An 18,729-nucleotide genomic window follows, 5' to 3' on the forward strand; every position below is an offset into this window, starting at 1 on the left:
TACGATGGGGCCTCCACCCACACACCCACTCGCCGACCTGACAGCAGCCGCTATCAACTGGAAGGCCAGACGCTCCTCATGGGGAACAAGGGGAACAACATGTCGTTCATCGGCCGTGACATGGCGATCGACCTCGGGACCGCCAACACGCTGGTGTACGTGAGGGGCCGGGGGATCGTCCTGAACGAGCCGTCCGTGGTCGCCATCAACACGAACACCGGCGGCATTCTGGCGGTCGGCTCCGAGGCGAAGAAGATGATCGGGCGCACGCCCGGCAACATCGTCGCCGTAAGGCCCCTCAAGGACGGCGTGATCGCCGACTTCGAAATCACCGAGCGCATGCTCCGGTACTTCATCCTCAAGATCCACAAGCGCCGCTACCTGGCCCGCCCGCGCGTCGTGGTGTGCGTGCCCTCCGGTATCACCGGAGTGGAGCGGCGCGCCGTCATCGAGGCGTCCACGCAGGCCGGCGCCCGCCAGGTGCACATCATCGAGGAGCCCATGGCCGCCGCCATCGGCTCGGGCCTGCCCGTCCACGAGGCCACCGGCAACATGGTCGTGGACATCGGCGGCGGGACCACCGAGGTCGCCGTCATCTCCCTCGGCGGAATCGTCACGGCGCAGTCCATCCGGGTGGCCGGCGACGAGCTCGACAACGCGATCATCCAGCACATCAAGAAGGAGTACTCGCTCCTCCTCGGCGAGCGCACCGCCGAGCAGATCAAGATCACCATCGGGTCGGCGTACGACCTCGACAAGGACGAGCACACCGAGATCCGCGGCCGCGACCTGGTCTCCGGGCTGCCCAAGACGGTCGTCATCTCGGCCGCCGAGGTCCGCAAGGCCATCGAGGAGCCCGTCAACGCCATCGTCGACGCCGTCAAGACCACCCTCGACAAGTGCCCGCCGGAGCTCTCCGGCGACATCATGGACCGCGGCATCGTCCTGACCGGCGGCGGCGCCCTGCTGCGCGGCCTCGACGAGCGGCTGCGGCGCGAGACCGGCATGCCCATCCACATCGCGGAAGACCCGCTCGACTCCGTCGCGCTCGGATCCGGCAAGTGCGTCGAGGAGTTCGAGGCCCTCCAGCAGGTCCTGGACGCCCAGCCCCGTCGCTGACAACACCCCTCCGTGCCGGAGGGATCATGCGGAACACACAAGGATCCGCCGTACGGGTGCTACCGAGCCCGTGCGGCGGATCGTTGATATACAGGCAAAACAACATTCCGACGAGGAAGGCACGGCCGCCGCACGTGAGGGACACACGAGAAAGCCGGCTGCTCCTGGTGCTTCTGATCGCCATCGCGTTCGCATTGATCACGGTGGACATCAGGGCAGGCGAGGAGTCGCCGGTCGACGGTGCCCGGCAGGCCGCCGCAGCGGTCTTCGGCCCGGTCGAGAAGGGCGTGGCCACCGCCGTCGACCCGGTAGCCAACGCCATAGGGGCGGTACGGGACTCCGGCGAGCGCCACAACCGCATCGCCGTGCTGGAGCAGCAGAACGCTGCCCTGAAGGCCAAGCTGGGCAGCGAGGACCAGACCCGCAGCCGCATCCGCGAGCTGGACGAGATGCTCAAGCGGGCCGGCGCCGGACAGTACGGCATCAAGGGCGCCGAGGTCATCGCCATAGGAGCGGCCCAGGGCTTCTCCTGGACCGTCACCATCGACGCCGGCAGCAAGGACGGCATCGAGCGCGACATGACCGTCCTCAACGGGGACGGACTCGTCGGCCGGGTCACCACCGTCGGCCCCGACACCGCCACCGTCGTCCTGGCCAACGATCCCGACTTCACCGTCGGAACCCGCCTGGAGAAGACGGGCGAACTCGGCTTCGCCACCGGCCAGGGCGACCGCGCCCTGTCCGTCCAGATGCTCAACGGCAAGGCCAAGATCAGTCCCGGGGACCGCCTCGTCACGTTCGGCTCGCACGGCAACAAGCCCTTCGTGCCCGGCGTGCCGATCGGCGAGGTCGTCAAGGTCGACCCGGCCCGCGGCGACCTGACCCGCACCGTCTGGGTGCAGCCGTTCGTCGGCTTCTCGCGCCTGGACATCGTCGGCGTCGTGGTGATGCCGCCGCGCGAGGACCCGCGAGACGCCGTCCTGCCGCCCAAGCCCGAGGCCCCCAAGCCGACCCCGACGGTCACCGTCACGGTCACCCCGTCCGGGTCCGCCAGCGTGCCCGCCAAGCCGGCCGACGAGTAGGAGCAGACCGACCATGCGCTTCAACCGGATCCTGCTCTCGGGCACGCTCGTCGTGGTCGCCCTCGTCGTGCAGGTCACCATCCTGGGCCGGCTCCAACTGCCCGGCGCCGTACCCGACCTGCTGCTGCTCACCGTCGTCGCCCTCGCACTCGTGTACGGGCACGTCAGCGGCGCCCTCATCGGCTTCGCCGCAGGCCTCCTCGCCGACCTGGCGCCGCCCGCCGACCACGCCGCCGGCCGGTACGCACTGGTCCTGTGCGTCATCGGCTACGTGGCCGGCCTGGTCCGCCCCGACAACGGGCGGTTCCGCTCCGCCTGGGGCCCGATGCTCACCGTCGTCGCCGCGGCGATCGGCTCCACCCTGCTCTACGCGGGCGTGGGAGCCCTCGTCGGCGACACGGCCGCGCGCCACGTGGGCCTGACGGGGCTGCTGTTCACCGCCACTCTCTACGACCTGCTGCTCGCGCCGTTCACCGTGCCGTTCATCATGGCGCTGGCCCGCCGCGCCGAGAACGACCCGATGGCCGTCGAGGCCGGCGGCGGACCGCCGCAGGGCAAGGACGTGTCCTCCGGCTGGCTGGCCGGCGGCACCGGCCTGCGCATCGGCAGCCAGCGCGGCGGCCTGCGCCTGAAGACCTCGCGCTCCCGCGCCAACAAGGCCGTCCGCATAAAGGGCGTCAAGGCCGTCAAGGGTGTGAAGAGCGTCAAAAAGCTGTGAGGGAGGAGCCGACGTGACCAATGTTCCGGAGACCGGCCGCACCTCCCGGGTGCAGATCCGGCTCGTCATCATGCAGGTGCTGGTCCTCTCCATGCTGTTCACCCTCGGCGGGCGCCTCTGGTACCTCCAGATCCGCAACGGGGAGGAGTACTACCACGAGGCGAAGAGCAACCACGTCCAGCGGGTCGTCCGGCCCGCCGTGCGCGGACCCGTCCTCGACGCCCGCGGCGTCCCGCTGGCCGACAACGAGACCCGGCTGGTCGTCTCCGCCAGCCGCACCGCGCTGATGAAGATGAAGGACAGGGGCAAGGGCGTCATGACCCGCCTCGCCGACGTCCTGGGCATGACCCCCAAGGAGGTCATGGACAAGGTCCGGCTCTGCGACTCCCAGACCCCCAAGCCCTGTTGGAACGGCTCCCCGTACCAGCCGATCCCGATCACCCTCGAAGCCAGCACGCAGCAGGCGCTGCAGCTGCGCGAACGCCCCGAGGAGTTCCCCGGCATCACCGCGGAGCCCACGGCCGTCCGCCGCTATCCGGCCCCCGGCCGGGCCCGTGCCGCACAGGTGCTCGGCTACCTGTCGCCGGTCACCGACGAGGAGATCCAGAAGGCCAAGGACACCGACTCGCCGCACCTGCGCTCCGATCAGGTCGGCCGCTCCGGCATCGAGCGCACCTATGACAAGCAGCTGCGCGGCAAGGCGATGGTCACGTCGTACGAGGTCGACAACCTCGGCCGGGTCATGCACCAGACCGAATCCGACCCGGGCGTGCCCGGATCCACCTTGGTCACCAGCATCGACGCCCGGGTCCAGTCCGTTGCCGAGTACGAGCTCCAGCAGGCGATGAAGACCGTCCGCCAGGAAACGGACAAGATCACCGGCCGCAAGTACGAGGCCGACTCGGGCGCCGTCGTCGTCATGGAGACCAAGACCGGCCGCATCGTCGCGATGGCCTCCCAGCCCGACTACGACCCCAACGCCTGGGTCGGCGGCATCTCCGCCACGGACTACGCCCGGCTCACCAGCAAGAAGTCCAACTACCCGCTGCTCAACCGGGCCATCCAGGGCCAGGCCCCCGCGGGCTCCATCTTCAAGGTGGTGTCGGCGAGCGCGGCCGTCCGGGCCGGCTACGCCTTCGACGACAAGTACAACTGCAGCGCTTCCTACAACATGGGCGGCCGCAGCTTCGCGAACTTCGAGTCCAAGGGGCACGGCCCCATCACCCTCGCCGAAGCCCTCAAGTTCTCCTGCAACACCGTCTTCTACGCCCTCGGGCACAAGGAGTGGAATCGCGACGGCGGCCTCAAGCCCAAGAAGGACGCCCACGACTGGTTCTACCGGACCGCCCGCGAATTCGGCCTCGGCTCCGAGACCGGGATCGACCTGCCGAACGAGGTCACCGGCCGCATCCCCGACCGCCGCTGGAAGAAGAGCTTCTGGGCGGCCAACAAGGACTCCTGGTGCAAGCAGGGCAAGAAGGGCGGCACCTACGTCGAGCAGATCGCCTACGAGAGCTGCCTCGAAGGCAACCAGCTGAAGGCGTTCGACAGCATCAACTTCGCCATCGGGCAGGGGGACGTACTGGTCACCCCCATCCAGATGGCCACCGCCTACTCCGCCATCAGCAACGGCGGCACCCTGTGGAACCCCACGGTCGGCAAGGCCGTGATCAGCCCCGACGGCAAGCGCGTCCAGATGATCAAGCCCAAGTCGCACGGCAGGCTGCCGATCGACGCCCAGACCGTCCAGGACCTCGACAAGGGCCTGCGCATGGTCGTCGAGCCCGGCGGCACCGCCGCCTGGCGGTTCGGCGGCTGGCCGCTGGACAAGATCCCGATGCGGGCCAAGACCGGCACCGCCCAGGTCTACGGCAAGCAGACCACCTCGTGGCTGGCGACCTACACCGACGACTTCACGATCGTCATGACGATCTCCCAGGGCGGCACCGGCTCCGGGGCCTCCGGCCCCGCGGTCCGCAACATCTACAACGCCATCTACGGCCTCGACATGGCCGGCAAGCAGGACGTGAAGAAGGCCCTGCTGCTGGGGCCCGAGACGAAACTGCCCAAGATCCGCCCCGACGGCTCCATCGACTCCCCCGACATCCGGCCGTACGTACCGCCGTCCCCGGAGGAGCTGGCGCCGCCCGCGCTCGCCGGCCCGCCCGCCGCGCGCCCCGTGTGGCACGACTGAGGACCGAAACCGACATGCAGACCGCCAACAAGTTCTCCGTCTCCCGGTACGCGCCCGAGCGCGGGGCGATGGCCAGGCTCACCGCCCGCGACTCGGTGGTGCGCCGGCTGGACTGGCCGATACTCCTCTCCTCGCTGGCGCTGTCCTTCATCGGCGCCCTGCTGGTGTGGTCGGCGACGCGCAACCGGACCTCCCTGAACCAGGGGGACCCGTACTACTTCCTGGCCCGGCACGCCCTGAACACCGGCATCGGCCTCGTGCTGATGATCGGCACCATCTGGCTCGGCCACCGCACCCTGCGCGGCGCGGTGCCCGTCCTGTACGGGATCTCGCTGCTGCTCATCATCGCGGTGCTCACCCCGCTCGGCGCCACCATCAACGGCGCCCACGCGTGGATCGTGATCGGCGGCGGATTCTCCCTCCAACCCTCCGAGTTCGTGAAGATCACGATCATCCTGGTCATGGCGATGCTGCTGGCGGCCCGGGTGGACGCGGGCGACCTCGCGCATCCCGACCACCGCACGGTCGTCAAGGCCCTGTGCCTGGCGGCCGCCCCCATGGGCATCGTCATGCTGATGCCCGACCTCGGCTCCGTCATGGTCATGGTCGTCATCGTGCTCGGCGTGCTGCTGGCCTCCGGCGCCTCCAACCGGTGGGTGCTGGGCCTGATCGGCTCCGGCGCGGCCGGAGCCGTCCTGATATGGCAGCTCGGCGTCCTCGACGAGTACCAGATCAACCGCTTCGCGGCCTTCGCCAATCCCGAACTCGACCCCGCCGGCGTCGGCTACAACACCAACCAGGCGCGCATCGCGATCGGCTCCGGCGGGCTGACCGGCTCGGGGCTCTTCAAGGGCTCGCAGACCACCGGCCAGTTCGTGCCGGAGCAGCAGACCGACTTCGTCTTCACGGTGGCGGGGGAGGAGCTCGGCTTCGTCGGAGCCGGGCTGATCCTGCTGCTGCTCGGCGTCGTGCTGTGGCGGGCCTGCATGATCGCCCGCGAGACCACCGAGCTCTACGGGACGATCGTCTGCGCCGGGATCATCGCCTGGTTCGCCTTCCAGTCCTTCGAGAACATCGGGATGACCCTCGGGATCATGCCGGTGGCCGGGCTCCCGCTGCCGTTCGTCTCGTACGGAGGCTCGTCGATGTTCGCCGTGTGGGTGGCCATCGGGCTGTTGCAGTCGATCAAGGTGCAGCGGCCATTGTCGGCCTGATCCCCGGCCCGATCCTCCGTTTCCTCCGTTCACCCTGCCGTCGTGATCCGTTCAGGACTAAGTTCGGTCTATGGCGGACACGAAGCGCGAGATCGAGCGGAAATTCGAGTTCACTAAGGCGTCGGCGGCCCGGCGCGGGGTGCCGGACCTGACGGGTACGGCCGCGATCGCGGCCGTCACCGACCAGGGCACGGTCGACCTCGACGCCGTCTACTACGACACCCCGGACCACCGGCTCGCCGCCGACGGTCTCACCCTGCGGCGCAGAACCGGCGGCGCCGACGCGGGCTGGCACCTCAAACTGCCCGTCTCCCCGGGCGTGCGCGACGAGATCGCGGCGCCGCTCGGCGACGCCGTCCCACCCGCGCTGGCCGCCCTCCTCCGCTCCCGGGTGCGCGGCGCCGGGCTGGAGCCGCAGGTCAGGCTCTTGTCCTCGCGCAAGGTCAGCCACCTCCTGGACGCCGACGGAGCGCTGCTCGCGGAGCTGAGCACCGACACGGTCCGGGCGGAGCGCGGCGAGGCCACCGCCGCCTGGACCGAGGTCGAGGTGGAACTCGCCGACGGGGTCGAACCCCGGCTGCTCGACGCGGTCGAGAAGGCCTTCCGCAAGGCCGGGCTCCGCGTATGCGACGCGCCGTCCAAGCTCGCCCGGGCCCTCGCCGAGACCGAGGCCGGAGCCGGAGCCGGAGCCGGATCCGACGCCACGGCCGGCGCCGAAGCCCAGGCCCCGCCCGCGGCGGATCCGGGTGAGGGCACGGCGGGCGCGTACGTCCTGTCGTACCTGCGCGAACAGCGCGACGCCCTGGTCGCCCTGGACCCGGCCGTGCGGCGCGGACTGCCGGACTCCGTCCACCAGATGCGGGTCGCCACGCGGCGGCTGCGCAGCGCCTTCAAGACCTACCGCAAGGTGCTGGACCGGTCCGTCACCGACCCGATCGGCGAGGAACTGCGGTGGCTCGCCGCCGAACTCGGCGTCGACCGCGACCAGGAGGTCCTCCTCGAGCGGATCCAGACCCGCCTCGACGAGCTGCCGCGCACCCTGCTGCTCGGCCCGGTCCGCGGCCGGCTGCGGACGTGGAACAACACCCGCCGCTCCGGATCGCGCCGCCGGGCGCTGGCCGTGCTCGACAGCGCCCGCTACCTCACCCTGCTGGACTCCCTCGACGCCCTGCTGGCCGGGCCCCCGCTGCTCAAGGCCGCCGGCGGGCGGGCGGAGCGCGTCCTGCCCAAGGCGGTGCTGCGCGACTACGAGCGGCTCGCCGGCCGGGTCGAGGGCGCGCTCGCCATGGAACCGGGCGGGGAACGCGACTTGGCCCTGCACGAGGCCCGCAAGGCGGCCAAGCGCGCCCGCTACGCGGCGGAAGCGGCCGTGCCCGCCCTCGGCAAACCGGCGAAGCGCCTGGCCAAGGCCGTGAAGGCGGTCCAGAGCCTGCTCGGCGACCACCAGGACAGCGTGGTCGCGCGCGAGGCCCTGCGCGGCCTCGGCGTCCAGTCCTCCGCCGCGGGCGAACCCTCCTTCACCTGGGGCGTGCTCCACGCCCGCGAGGAAGTCCTGGCCGAGCGGCGCGAACGGGAACTTCCCGGCATCTGGGCGAAGGCCTCGGACCCGGCGCTGCGGGCGGCGCTGGGATGATCATGTGGGCGGGGGCGGCTGGGCCTAGAGGTACGCTTGAGAGCTGCCCCCTGCCCGCTTCACGAAAGTCGCGTGATGACCGAGTCGGTCTTCCCTCAGCTTGAGGCCCTGCTTCCGCATGTGCAGAAGCCCATCCAGTACGTCGGCGGTGAGCTCAACTCCACGGTCAAGGAGTGGGAGAGCTGCGACGTCCGCTGGGCGCTCATGTACCCGGACGCATACGAAGTCGGGCTGCCCAACCAGGGCGTCATGATCCTGTACGAGGTGCTCAACGAGCGCGAGGGCGTGCTCGCGGAGCGCACGTACAGCGTGTGGCCGGACCTCGAGGCACTGATGCGCGAGCACAAGGTGCCGCAGTTCACCGTGGACAGCCACCGCCCCGTGTCGGCCTTCGACGTGTTCGGCCTGTCCTTCTCCACGGAGCTGGGCTACACCAACATGCTCACGGCCCTGGACCTGGCGGGCATCCCGCTGGAGGCCAGGAACCGTACGGTCGACCACCCGATCGTCCTCGCGGGCGGCCACGCGGCCTTCAACCCCGAGCCGATCGCGGAGTTCATCGACTGCGCGGTCATCGGCGACGGCGAGCAGGCCGTCCTGGACATGACCGAGATCATCCGCACCTGGAAGGCCGAGGGGCGGCCGGGCGGGCGCGAGGAAGTCCTGCTGCGCCTGGCGAAGACGGGCAACGTCTACGTGCCGGGCTTCTACGACGTCGAGTACCTGCCGGACGGCCGCATCGGCCGTGTCGTGCCCAACCGCTCCGGCGTGCCGTGGCGCGTGTCCAAGCACACGGTCATGGACCTCGACGAGTGGCCGTACCCCAAGCAGCCGCTGGTCCCGCTCGCCGAGACCGTCCACGAGCGGATGTCCGTCGAGATCTTCCGCGGCTGCACCCGCGGCTGCCGTTTCTGCCAGGCCGGCATGATCACGCGCCCCGTGCGGGAGCGAAGCATCACCGGCATCGGCGAGATGGTGGAGAAGGGCCTCAAGGCGACCGGTTTCGAGGAGGTCGGCCTCCTGTCGCTGTCCTCCGCGGACCACAGCGAGATCGCGGAGATCGCCAAGGGCCTCGCGGACCGCTACACGGACGACAAGGTGGGCCTGTCCCTGCCGTCGACCCGCGTGGACGCGTTCAACGTGGACCTGGCCAACGAGCTGACCCGCAACGGCCGCCGGTCGGGCCTCACGTTCGCCCCCGAGGGCGGCTCCGAGCGCATGCGCAAGGTCATCAACAAGATGGTCTCGGAAGAGGACCTGATCCGGACCGTCTCCACCGCGTACGGCAACGGCTGGCGCCAGGTGAAGCTGTACTTCATGTGCGGCCTGCCGACCGAGACGGACGAGGACGTCCTGCAGATCGGCGACATGGCGGTCAACGTCATCGCCAAGGGGCGCGAGGTCTCGGGCCAGAACGACATCCGCTGCACGGTGTCCATCGGCGGTTTCGTGCCGAAGCCGCACACCCCGTTCCAGTGGGCGCCGCAGCTGTCGGCCGAGGAGACGGACGCCCGCCTCGGCAAGCTCCGGGACAAGATCCGCGCCGACAAGAAGTACGGCCGCTCCATCGGCTTCCGCTACCACGACGGCAAGCCGGGCATCGTCGAGGGCCTCCTCTCGCGCGGAGACCGCCGCATCGGCGACGTCATCCGCGCCGTGTACGAGTCGGGCGGCCGCTTCGACGGCTGGCGCGAGTACTTCTCGTACGACCGCTGGATGGAGGCGGCGGAGAAGACGCTGCCCGCCTACGGTGTGGACGTGGCCTGGTACACGACGCGCGAGCGCACGTACGAGGAGGTCCTGCCCTGGGACCACCTGGACTCCGGTCTCGACAAGGACTGGCTCTGGGAGGACTGGCAGGACGCCCTCGACGAGACCGAGGTCGAGGACTGCCGCTGGACCCCGTGCTTCGACTGCGGCGTCTGCCCCCAGATGGACACGCACATCCAGATCGGCCCGACGGGCAAGAAGCTGCTGCCGCTGACGGTCGTGAAGTGACCGCGGGCCGCTGACACCGCCCTTTTGATGTGCCCCCCACCGGGAACGGCGGGGGGCACATTCGTTCCGGCGGCCGGCCGAGCCGGGGTCGATCGACCGATCGCGGGGCACCGACCGCAACGGCCGGGGCCGCGTACGCGTCGTCTAAGGCATGGAACTGGAAAAACGGGCCGACGACGGCGGCCAGGGATGCGTGTTCGCGGTGGTCCGGATCCCCGTGCGGATCGTGGCCGTCGTGATCGTGCTGCCCCTGCGGGTGGTCTGGGACCTGCTGGTCCTCGCCGCGCGCGCCGCGCACCGGCACCTCCTGCGTCCGGCGGGCGACGCCGTGGCCTGGGTGTGCGCCGGGCTGTACCGCTACGTCCTCGCGCCCGTCGGAGCCGCACTGGGCTGGCTGGCGCGCGCCCTCTTCTACTGGCCGTGGGCCGCGCTGTGGCGGTACGTGCTCGTGCCCTGCGCCGCCGCGCTGTACCGGTACCTGCTGCGGCCGCTCGGCAGCGGGATCGCCTGGGTGGTGCTCGCCTTCGGCCGGTACGTGCTGCTGCCGGTCGCCACCGCGCTGGGATGGGTGGGCGCCGCCGCGTACCGGTACCTGTTGGTGCCCCCGGCCCTCGCCGTCGCCTGGCTGGCCCGCGCCCTGTACACGTACGTCCTGGTACCCGCCGGTAAGGGCCTCGTCCTGCTGGCCAAGGCGCTCCTCGTATGGCCGTGGGTCGCGCTGTGGCGCTACGCAGTCGTGCCCGTCGCGGGCGTGACGTACCGCTACCTGCTGACGCCGCTCGGGCGCGGCACCGCCTGGCTGGCGCGCGGGGCGTACCGGTACGTGCTCACCCCGCTCGGCCACTTCATCGCCGCCGTCTGGCACCTCGCCGGGCGGGTCAGCCGGGCCCTCGGGCGCGGACTGCTGTGGCTGTGGAGGGGGCTCGTGGCCCGGCCCGCCGCCTGGGTCGGCCGACAGGTGCTCACGCCCGCCGGGCATCTCGTCCGCGAGGTCTGGCGCGGCGCCCGCGCAGCGGTCCGGGAGGCGCGGGCCTCCGTACGGCAGGCGCTCTTCGGTACTCCTCCCCGGGAACCGGCGAGGTCACGGGCGCGTACTCTGGGTAGTACGAAAGCCGCAGGCAACACGCCCGCTGCACCGATCCCGGCGAGCCCCCTGCACAAACGGCAGGGGTGAGCCGGAGGCGCGGCGTGGCCCGCAGGCTCCCAGACGCACAGGGCGACGCGCGAGCCGCGGAGCCCCGCACAAGGAGAAGAACCACTGGGCAAGCGACAGCCCGAAGGCCCGCCTCCCGCACCGGTGGTGCAGCGCATCCGACTGCGCTACACCAAGCGCGGCCGCCTCCGGTTCACCAGCCACCGCGACTTCCAGCGCGCCTTCGAGCGGGCCCTGCGCCGCGCCGAGGTGCCGATGGCGTACTCGGCCGGCTTCACCCCGCACCCCCGCGTCTCGTACGCGAACGCCGCCCCCACCGGGACCGGCAGCGAGGCCGAGTACCTGGAGATCGCCCTCGCCGAGCCCCGCGACCCCGAGAAGCTCCGTGAGCTGCTCGACGAGTCGATGCCGGCCGGGCTCGACATCATCGACGCCGTGGAGGCCCGCACCTCGGGCCTCGCGGACCGGCTCACGGCCTCCGTCTGGGAGCTGCGCCTGGACGGCGTGGAGCCCGCCGAGGCCGAGCGCGCGGTGACGGCCTTCCTGGCCGCCGAGACCGTGGAGGTGCAGCGACGTACCAAGAACGGCATGCGAACCTTCGACACGCGCGGCGCTGTAGTCAGCCTCGAGGCAGTTCCTGCCCCAGCTGATAGGACCCTGGACAATGCCTGTGCGATACTGCGCCTGGTTGTTCGGCATCTGACACCTGCCGTGCGACCCGACGACGTCCTGTCCGGTCTCCGAGCTGTGGCCGACCTGGCGCCGCCGGTCCCCTCTGCGGTGACCAGGCTGGCGCAGGGGCTCTTCGACGAGGAGTCCGGCACGGTGACCGACCCGCTCGCGCCCGACCGCGAGGCTGACACGGCCGCCCCACCCACGGCCGCCGTAGCCGCCGACGCGAAGGCGCCGGAAGGTCCCGCCGCGTAGGGATCGTCGTCGTCGCGCAGCCCTGGCACTCGGGAGCCACCTGGGTCGGGCCGCGCACTGACCTGAAGACTTCCGCCAGGCCGTACGGACAACACGTACGGAACCGGCGGCCATGGACTACAGCTCCCGTGTGGCGAACGCGCCCCGGAGGCCGGCTCCGCGCTCATTACGCGGAGCCGTGCCGGACCGGAAGTCAGCCGCGGCGCCCGGGAGCGTGACGGGAGAACCGCCCGCAATGCTCAACAACGAAAACGACACCACCGAAAACAACAGCCCGAGTGACAGCCTGCCCCCGCGCAGGCGCCGCCGCGCCGCTTCCCGGCCCGCCGGCCCGCCCGGCGCCACCGCCGCAGAGGCGACCCCGGTGACCGAGGCCGCCCCGGCCGCCCCCGAGGCGGAGGCCGCTCCGGCCGCCGCCCCCGCCCGTCCCCGCCGCCGCGCCACCCGCGCCGCGGCCGCCCCCGAGGCTCCGGCCGCCGAGGCCGTCGTCGTCGAGGCCCCGGCCGCCGTGGCCGAGGAGCCCGCCGCTCCCGCCCCGCGCACCCGTCGCCGTGCGACCCGCGCCGTCGCTGCCCCGGAGGCTCCGGCCGCCGAGGTCGCGGCCGTGGAGGCCCCGGCCGCCGTGGCCGAGGAGCCCGCCGCTCCCGCCCCGCGTGCCCGTCGCCGTGCGACCCGTGCCGTCGCTGCCCCGGAGGCTCCGGCCGCCGAGGTCGCGGCCGTGGTCGAGGAGGAGGCTCCGGCCGCTCCCGCCCCCCGTGCCCGTCGCCGTGCGACCCGCGCCGTGACCGCTCCGGCCGCCGAGGTCGTGGAGGTCGTCGAGGCCCCGGCCGCCGAGGCTCCGGCCGCCCCGGCCGCGCCCGAGGTGGCCGAGGAGGAGCCCGCCGCTCCCGCCCCGCGTGCCCGCCGCCGTGCCACCCGCGCCGTCGCCGCCCCGGCCGCTCCGGCCGCCGCCCCCGCGGCGGACGAGGCTCCCGCCGAGGTGGAGGAGGTCCCCAAGGCCGCCACCCGCGCCGTGACCGTGGCCGACGCCGTGGACTCCCCGAAGCGCGGCGGCCGCCGCCGCGCCACCCGCGCCGCCGCACCGGCCGCCGCACCGCAGCCCGCCGTCGAGCCCGAGGAGCCCGCCGCCCCGGCCCGTGCCCGCCGCGCCGCGCGCCCCGCCGTGCCCACCTTCCAGGCCCCGGTCTTCGCCGAGCCGATGTTCCAGACGCCGGAGACCGCCGCCATGGCCGCGGCCGCCGCTCGCGCCGCCGCTCCGGCGGAGGAGGCCGAGGAGGAGGAGGAGCTCGAAGCCGAGGCCGCCGTGACCGAGGTCGCGCCCGCCCCGCAGCCGGCGGGCCGTCGCCGCCGCCGTGGCCGTGGCGCCGCCGAGGCCGCGCCCGTCGCCGAGACCGCGACCGCGCCGGTCTCCCTCCCCCAGGTGCTCGCGGAGGAAGAGCCCGAGGCCGAGCTGGAGGAAGAGGCCGCCGAGTTCGACGAGGGTGACGAGTCGGGCGAGCGCCCGTCGCGGCGCCGCCGTCGCGGTGGCCGTCGCCGCCGCCGTGGCGAGGCCGCCGACCTCGACGAGTCCGCCGAGGCCGAGGAGGCCGAGGCAGAGGCCGCGGAGCAGGAGGAGGACGAGGACGAGGAAGCCGAAGAGGCCGCCCTCGGCTCCAGCTCCAGCCGCCGCCGTCGCCGTCGTCGCCGTCGCAGCGGTGAGCCCGCTGACGCCACCGCCGAGGCCGAAGCGGTCGAGGAGGGTGTGCGCACCGTCGTCAAGGTCCGCGAGCCCCGTCCGGCCCGCAAGGAGGCCGAGCCGTCCGACGAGGTCCAGTCCATCAAGGGCTCGACCCGCCTGGAGGCGAAGAAGCAGCGCCGCCGCGAGGGCCGCGAGCAGGGCCGCCGCCGCGTCCCGATCATCACCGAGGCCGAGTTCCTGGCTCGCCGCGAGGCCGTCGAGCGCGTGATGGTCGTCCGCCAGAACGGCGACCGCACCCAGATCGGCGTCCTCGAGGACAACGTGCTCGTCGAGCACTACGTCAACAAGGAGGAGGCCACCTCGTACGTCGGCAACGTCTACCTGGGCAAGGTCCAGAACGTGCTGCCGTCCATGGAGGCCGCCTTCATCGACATCGGCAAGGGCCGCAACGCGGTCCTGTACGCCGGCGAGGTCAACTTCGAGGCGCTCGGCATGGCCAACGGGCCGCGCCGCATCGAGTCCGCCCTCAAGTCCGGCCAGTCCGTCCTCGTACAGGTCACCAAGGACCCGATCGGCCACAAGGGCGCCCGCCTGACCAGCCAGGTCTCGCTGCCCGGCCGCTACCTGGTCTACGTGCCCGAGGGCTCGATGACCGGCATCAGCCGCAAGCTGCCCGACACCGAGCGCGCGCGTCTGAAGACCATCCTCAAGAAGATCGTCCCCGAGGACGCGGGCGTCATCGTGCGCACCGCCGCCGAGGGTGCGAGCGAGGACGAGCTGCGCCGCGACGTCGAGCGTCTGCAGGCCCAGTGGGAGGACATCCAGAAGAAGTCGAAGCAGATCTCGACCTCTTCGCCGAGCCTCCTGTACGGCGAGCCGGACATGACCGTCCGCGTCGTGCGCGACATCTTCAACGAGGACTTCTCGAAGGTCATCGTCAGCGGTGACGGCGCCTGGGAGACCATCCACGGCTACGTGAACCACGTGGCCCCGGACCTGGCCGGCCGGCTGTCCCGCTGGACCTCCGAGGTCGACGTCTTCGCGACGTACCGGATCGACGAGCAGCTCGCCAAGGCGCTCGACCGCAAGGTGTGGCTGCCCTCGGGCGGCTCGCTTGTGATCGACAAGACCGAGGCGATGATCGTCATCGACGTCAACACCGGCAAGTTCACCGGTCAGGGCGGCAACCTCGAGGAGACCGTCACCAGGAACAACCTGGAGGCGGCCGAGGAGATCGTGCGCCAGCTGCGGCTGCGCGACCTGGGCGGCATCGTCGTCATCGACTTCATCGACATGGTCCTGGAGTCCAACCGCGACCTGGTCCTGCGGCGCATGCTGGAGTGCCTGGGCCGCGACCGCACCAAGCACCAGGTGGCGGAGGTCACCTCGCTGGGCCTGGTCCAGATGACCCGCAAGCGGGTGGGCCAGGGTCTGCTGGAGTCCTTCTCCGAGACCTGCGTCCACTGCAACGGGCGCGGCGTCATCGTGCACATGGAGACGCCGACCGCGATCGGCGGCGGCAACGGCAAGCGCGCGAAGCGCCGCGGCGGCAAGGCCGAGTTCGACCAGCACGACCACGAGGTCGAGACGGTCGAGGCGGAGTTCGAGACCGTGGAGGAACTCGCCGCCGAGGTCGCCGCGCCGCGTGCCCTGCCCGAGCCGGAGTTCGTCGCGGACGAGGAGCTGTACGGCAGCCCGGCCGAGGCGGAGGCCGCCGCGGGACTGAGCGGCCGCCGCAACCGTCGCCGTGCCACCCGCAAGGCGACCGCCCCGGCGGGCGCCCCGCGCGGTGCGGCCGCCCAGGCTCCGGCCTTGACGCCCGTCGTCGAGGCCGAGCCGGTCACCGAGCCGGCCGACACGGTCCTGGAGCCGGCCGCCGAGGTCGTCGCCGAGGCCGTGGAGGCCGCGGAGACGGTCGAGGCCGTCCCGGTCGAGGAGGCCGCGCCGAAGGGCCGTACCCGTCGCCGGGCGACCCGCAAGGCCACCGCCCCGGCGGGCGCCCCGGCCCCCGCGGCCGAGGCGGCCCCTGAGCCGGTCGTCGTGGCGGAGCCCGAGCCGGTCGTGGAGCCCGAGCCCGCGCCGGTCGTCGCGCCGGCCGAGCCCGAGCCCGTCGCCGAGGCCCCCGTGGCCGAGGCCGCGCCGGCCCGTCCGCGCCGGCGTGCCACCCGTAAGGCCACCGCACCGGCCGGTTCCCCGGCGGGCGCGGCCGAGGCCGCCGTGGTGGTCGTCGAAACCCCGGTGGCCGAGGCCCCGGTGACCGAGGCCCCGGTGGCCGAGGCTCCGGCCGAGGAGCCGGCCGAGGCCGCTCCCGCCAAGAAGGCCGCCCGCAAGGCTCCGGCCAAGAAGGCGACCGCGGCGAAGAAGGCCACCACCGCCAAGAAGGCGACGGCGGCCAAGAAGACCGTGGCCAAGAAGGCGGCCACGACCAAGAAGACCGCCGCGAAGCGGGCGACGAAGAAGACCGCGGCGGCCGAGCAGCAGACGCTGCCCTCCGTCTCGGCTCCGACCGAAGCCTGACCCGCGCCATGACCGTGGGCCCCGCCGCGAGGCGGGGGCCCACGGCCCTGCGGGGCCCGGTTTGACCCTCCGGAACCGGCCCCGTAACCTAGACCGTCGGCGTGTCTTGAACGATTACCGTTCTGCGCGCCGCGCTCCTGAGCACCTTCCTCCGGGCCCTGCCCGGAGAGGCCGCTCGTCCAATCCGGATCAGTGTGGTTCCCGTCACGAAGAGGGCCCTGCCTGAGCGGCTGGCTTCAGGAGCATCCGTCCCGAGTGAGAGAGAGATCCGCGTGTACGCCATCGTGCGCAGCGGTGGTCGCCAGCACAAGGTTGCTGTCGGCGACATCGTTGAGGTTGACAAGATTTCCACTGCCAAGGTTGGCGACACGGTCGAGCTCTCGACCCTGCTCGTTGTCGACGGCGAAGCCGTGACCAGCGACCCGTGGGTCCTGGCCGGCATCAAGGTCACGGCCGAGGTCGTGGACCACCACAAGGGCGCCAAGATCGACATCCTGCGCTACAAGAACAAGACCGGCTACCGCCGTCGCCAGGGTCACCGCCAGCAGTACACGGCGATCAAGGTCACCGGTATCCCCGCGGCTGCGAAGTAAGAGGGACTGAGACATGGCACACAAGAAGGGCGCATCGTCCACCCGGAACGGGCGCGACTCCAATGCCCAGCGGCTCGGCGTGAAGCGCTTCGGCGGTCAGGTCGTTTCCGCTGGTGAGATCCTCGTCCGCCAGCGCGGCACCCACTTCCACCCGGGCGCGGGCGTCGGCCGTGGCGGCGACGACACGCTGTTCGCGCTGCAGGCCGGCTCGGTCCAGTTCGGCACGCACCGCGGCCGCAAGGTCGTCAACATCGTTCCGGCCGCCTGATCCAGCTCCGGCTGATCACGCGTACGTAACTTCCCGAGGGCGGATCTCAACTCTTTCCGGCGCGAGCCGGGAAGAGAGGTCCGCCCTCGGTGCGTTGTCACATAGGCGCGCACAGGCACGTTTAATGGGCAGCAAGGCCTGCCCGGGACATTCCCGTATGTATCTGGAGGAACACCATGACCACCTTCGTGGACCGCGTCGAGCTGCATGTCGCCGCGGGTAACGGGGGCCACGGCTGCGCCTCCGTTCACCGGGAGAAGTTCAAGCCGCTCGGCGGCCCCGATGGCGGCAACGGCGGCCGTGGCGGCGATGTGATCCTGGTCGTCGAGCAGGCGATCACCACGCTGCTGGACTACCACCACAGCCCCCACCGCAAGGCCACCAACGGAAAGCCCGGCGAGGGCGGCAACCGCTCCGGCAAGGACGGCCAGGACCTGATCCTGCCCGTGCCGGACGGCACCGTCGTCCTCGACAAGGAGGGCAACGTCCTCGCCGACCTCGTCGGCCAGGGCACCACCTACGTCGCCGCCGAGGGCGGCCGCGGCGGCCTCGGCAACGCCGCGCTCTCCTCCGCGCGCCGCAAGGCGCCCGGCTTCGCGCTCCTCGGCGTCCCCGGCACCACCGGCGAGATCGTCCTGGAGCTCAAGACCGTCGCCGACGTGGCGCTGGTCGGCTTCCCGAGCGCCGGCAAGTCCTCGCTGATCTCGGTGCTCTCCTCCGCCAAGCCGAAGATCGCGGACTACCCCTTCACCACCCTCGTCCCGAACCTGGGCGTCGTCACGGCCGGCTCGACCGTCTACACGATCGCCGACGTCCCGGGCCTGATCCCCGGCGCCAGCCAGGGCAAGGGCCTCGGCCTGGAGTTCCTGCGCCACGTCGAGCGCTGCTCGGTGCTGGTGCACGTGCTGGACACCGCCACGCTGGAGTCCGACCGCGACCCCGTCGCCGACCTCGACGTCATCGAGGAGGAGCTCAAGCTCTACGGCGGCGGACTGGAGAAGCGCCCGCGCCTCGTCGTCCTGAACAAGGTCGACATCCCGGACGGCCAGGAGCTCGCCGACATGGTCCGCCCCGACCTGGAGGCGCGCGGCTACAAGGTCTTCGAGGTCTCCGCGGTCGCCCGTACGGGCCTGAAGGAGCTCTCCTACTTCCTCGCCGAGGTCATCGCCAAGGCCCGCGCCCGCAAGCCGAAGGAGGAGGCGACCCGTATCGTCATCCGCCCGAAGGCCGTGGACGACGCCGGCTTCACCGTCACCTACGACGAGGCCGAGGACGTCTACAACGTGCGCGGCGAGAAGCCCGAGCGCTGGGTCCGCCAGACCGACTTCAACAACGACGAGGCCGTGGGCTACCTCGCCGACCGCCTCAACCGCCTCGGCGTCGAGGACGCGCTGAAGAAGGCCGGCGCCCGCGCCGGCGACGGCGTGGCCATCGGCTCCGACGAGAACGCGGTCGTCTTCGACTGGGAGCCGACCATGATGGCCGGCGCCGAGATGCTGGGCCGCCGCGGCGAGGACCACCGCCTGGAGGCCCCGCGTCCGGCCACCACCCGCCGCAAGGAGAAGGAAGCCAAGCGCGGGGACTCGGCGCAGCAGGAGTACGACGAGTTCCGGCCGTTCTAGTCCCGTTCCCCCA

The 18,729-nt window shown here is 71.8% G+C and carries 13 protein-coding genes; all 13 read left to right on the plus strand.

Annotation, left to right across the window (positions count from 1 at the left end):
- Positions 1–99: 99 nt before the first annotated feature.
- The 13 genes from ACIPUC_RS06410 (at position 100) to obgE (ending at position 18,716) form a co-directional block, all read left to right on the plus strand.
- Positions 100–1,119, plus strand: a complete 1,020-nt coding sequence (locus ACIPUC_RS06410; protein ID WP_008738981.1) for a rod shape-determining protein — start codon at positions 100–102, stop codon at positions 1,117–1,119.
- Positions 1,120–1,253: 134 nt separating this feature from the next.
- Complete coding sequence (mreC, locus tag ACIPUC_RS06415) at positions 1,254–2,201, plus strand: rod shape-determining protein MreC (protein WP_446587061.1); 948 nt, start codon at positions 1,254–1,256, stop codon at positions 2,199–2,201.
- A gap of 13 nt (positions 2,202–2,214) precedes the next feature.
- Positions 2,215–2,919, plus strand: a complete 705-nt coding sequence (gene mreD / locus ACIPUC_RS06420) for a rod shape-determining protein MreD (RefSeq protein WP_446587062.1) — start codon at positions 2,215–2,217, stop codon at positions 2,917–2,919.
- A 13-nt stretch (positions 2,920–2,932) separates the two neighbouring features.
- A complete protein-coding gene (gene mrdA / locus ACIPUC_RS06425; protein WP_446587063.1) occupies positions 2,933–5,113 on the plus strand; it encodes a penicillin-binding protein 2 in 2,181 nt (726 codons plus the stop codon).
- Positions 5,114–5,127: 14 nt separating this feature from the next.
- A complete protein-coding gene (rodA, locus tag ACIPUC_RS06430) occupies positions 5,128–6,327 on the plus strand; it encodes a rod shape-determining protein RodA (RefSeq protein WP_446587064.1) in 1,200 nt (399 codons plus the stop codon).
- 70 nt (positions 6,328–6,397) lie between these two features.
- Positions 6,398–7,960: a CYTH and CHAD domain-containing protein gene (locus tag ACIPUC_RS06435; RefSeq protein WP_446587065.1), complete on the plus strand. Its 1,563-nt coding sequence runs from the start codon at positions 6,398–6,400 to the stop codon at positions 7,958–7,960.
- Positions 7,961–8,032: 72 nt separating this feature from the next.
- Positions 8,033–9,958: a TIGR03960 family B12-binding radical SAM protein gene (locus tag ACIPUC_RS06440; protein WP_446587066.1), complete on the plus strand. Its 1,926-nt coding sequence runs from the start codon at positions 8,033–8,035 to the stop codon at positions 9,956–9,958.
- A 151-nt stretch (positions 9,959–10,109) separates the two neighbouring features.
- The gene (locus ACIPUC_RS06445) at positions 10,110–11,132 is read left to right on the plus strand and encodes a hypothetical protein (RefSeq protein ID WP_446587067.1); all 1,023 of its coding nucleotides are present in this window, start codon (positions 10,110–10,112) and stop codon (positions 11,130–11,132) included.
- 126 nt (positions 11,133–11,258) lie between these two features.
- A complete protein-coding gene (locus tag ACIPUC_RS06450) occupies positions 11,259–12,038 on the plus strand; it encodes a TIGR03936 family radical SAM-associated protein (protein ID WP_446587068.1) in 780 nt (259 codons plus the stop codon).
- A gap of 235 nt (positions 12,039–12,273) precedes the next feature.
- On the plus strand, positions 12,274–16,233 hold the full coding sequence (locus ACIPUC_RS06455; RefSeq protein ID WP_446587069.1) for an Rne/Rng family ribonuclease: 3,960 nt from the start codon (positions 12,274–12,276) through the stop codon (positions 16,231–16,233).
- A 272-nt stretch (positions 16,234–16,505) separates the two neighbouring features.
- A complete protein-coding gene (gene rplU / locus ACIPUC_RS06460) occupies positions 16,506–16,826 on the plus strand; it encodes a 50S ribosomal protein L21 (protein WP_030013082.1) in 321 nt (106 codons plus the stop codon).
- A gap of 13 nt (positions 16,827–16,839) precedes the next feature.
- Positions 16,840–17,094, plus strand: coding sequence for a 50S ribosomal protein L27 (gene rpmA / locus ACIPUC_RS06465; RefSeq protein WP_226732937.1), 255 nt, complete (start codon positions 16,840–16,842; stop codon positions 17,092–17,094).
- A gap of 176 nt (positions 17,095–17,270) precedes the next feature.
- Entirely contained in the window at positions 17,271–18,716 is a 1,446-nt protein-coding gene (gene obgE, locus ACIPUC_RS06470; protein WP_446587070.1) for a GTPase ObgE, read from the plus strand.
- Positions 18,717–18,729: the final 13 nt, after the last annotated feature.

Source organism: Streptomyces sp. LARHCF249 (assembly GCF_052871255.1).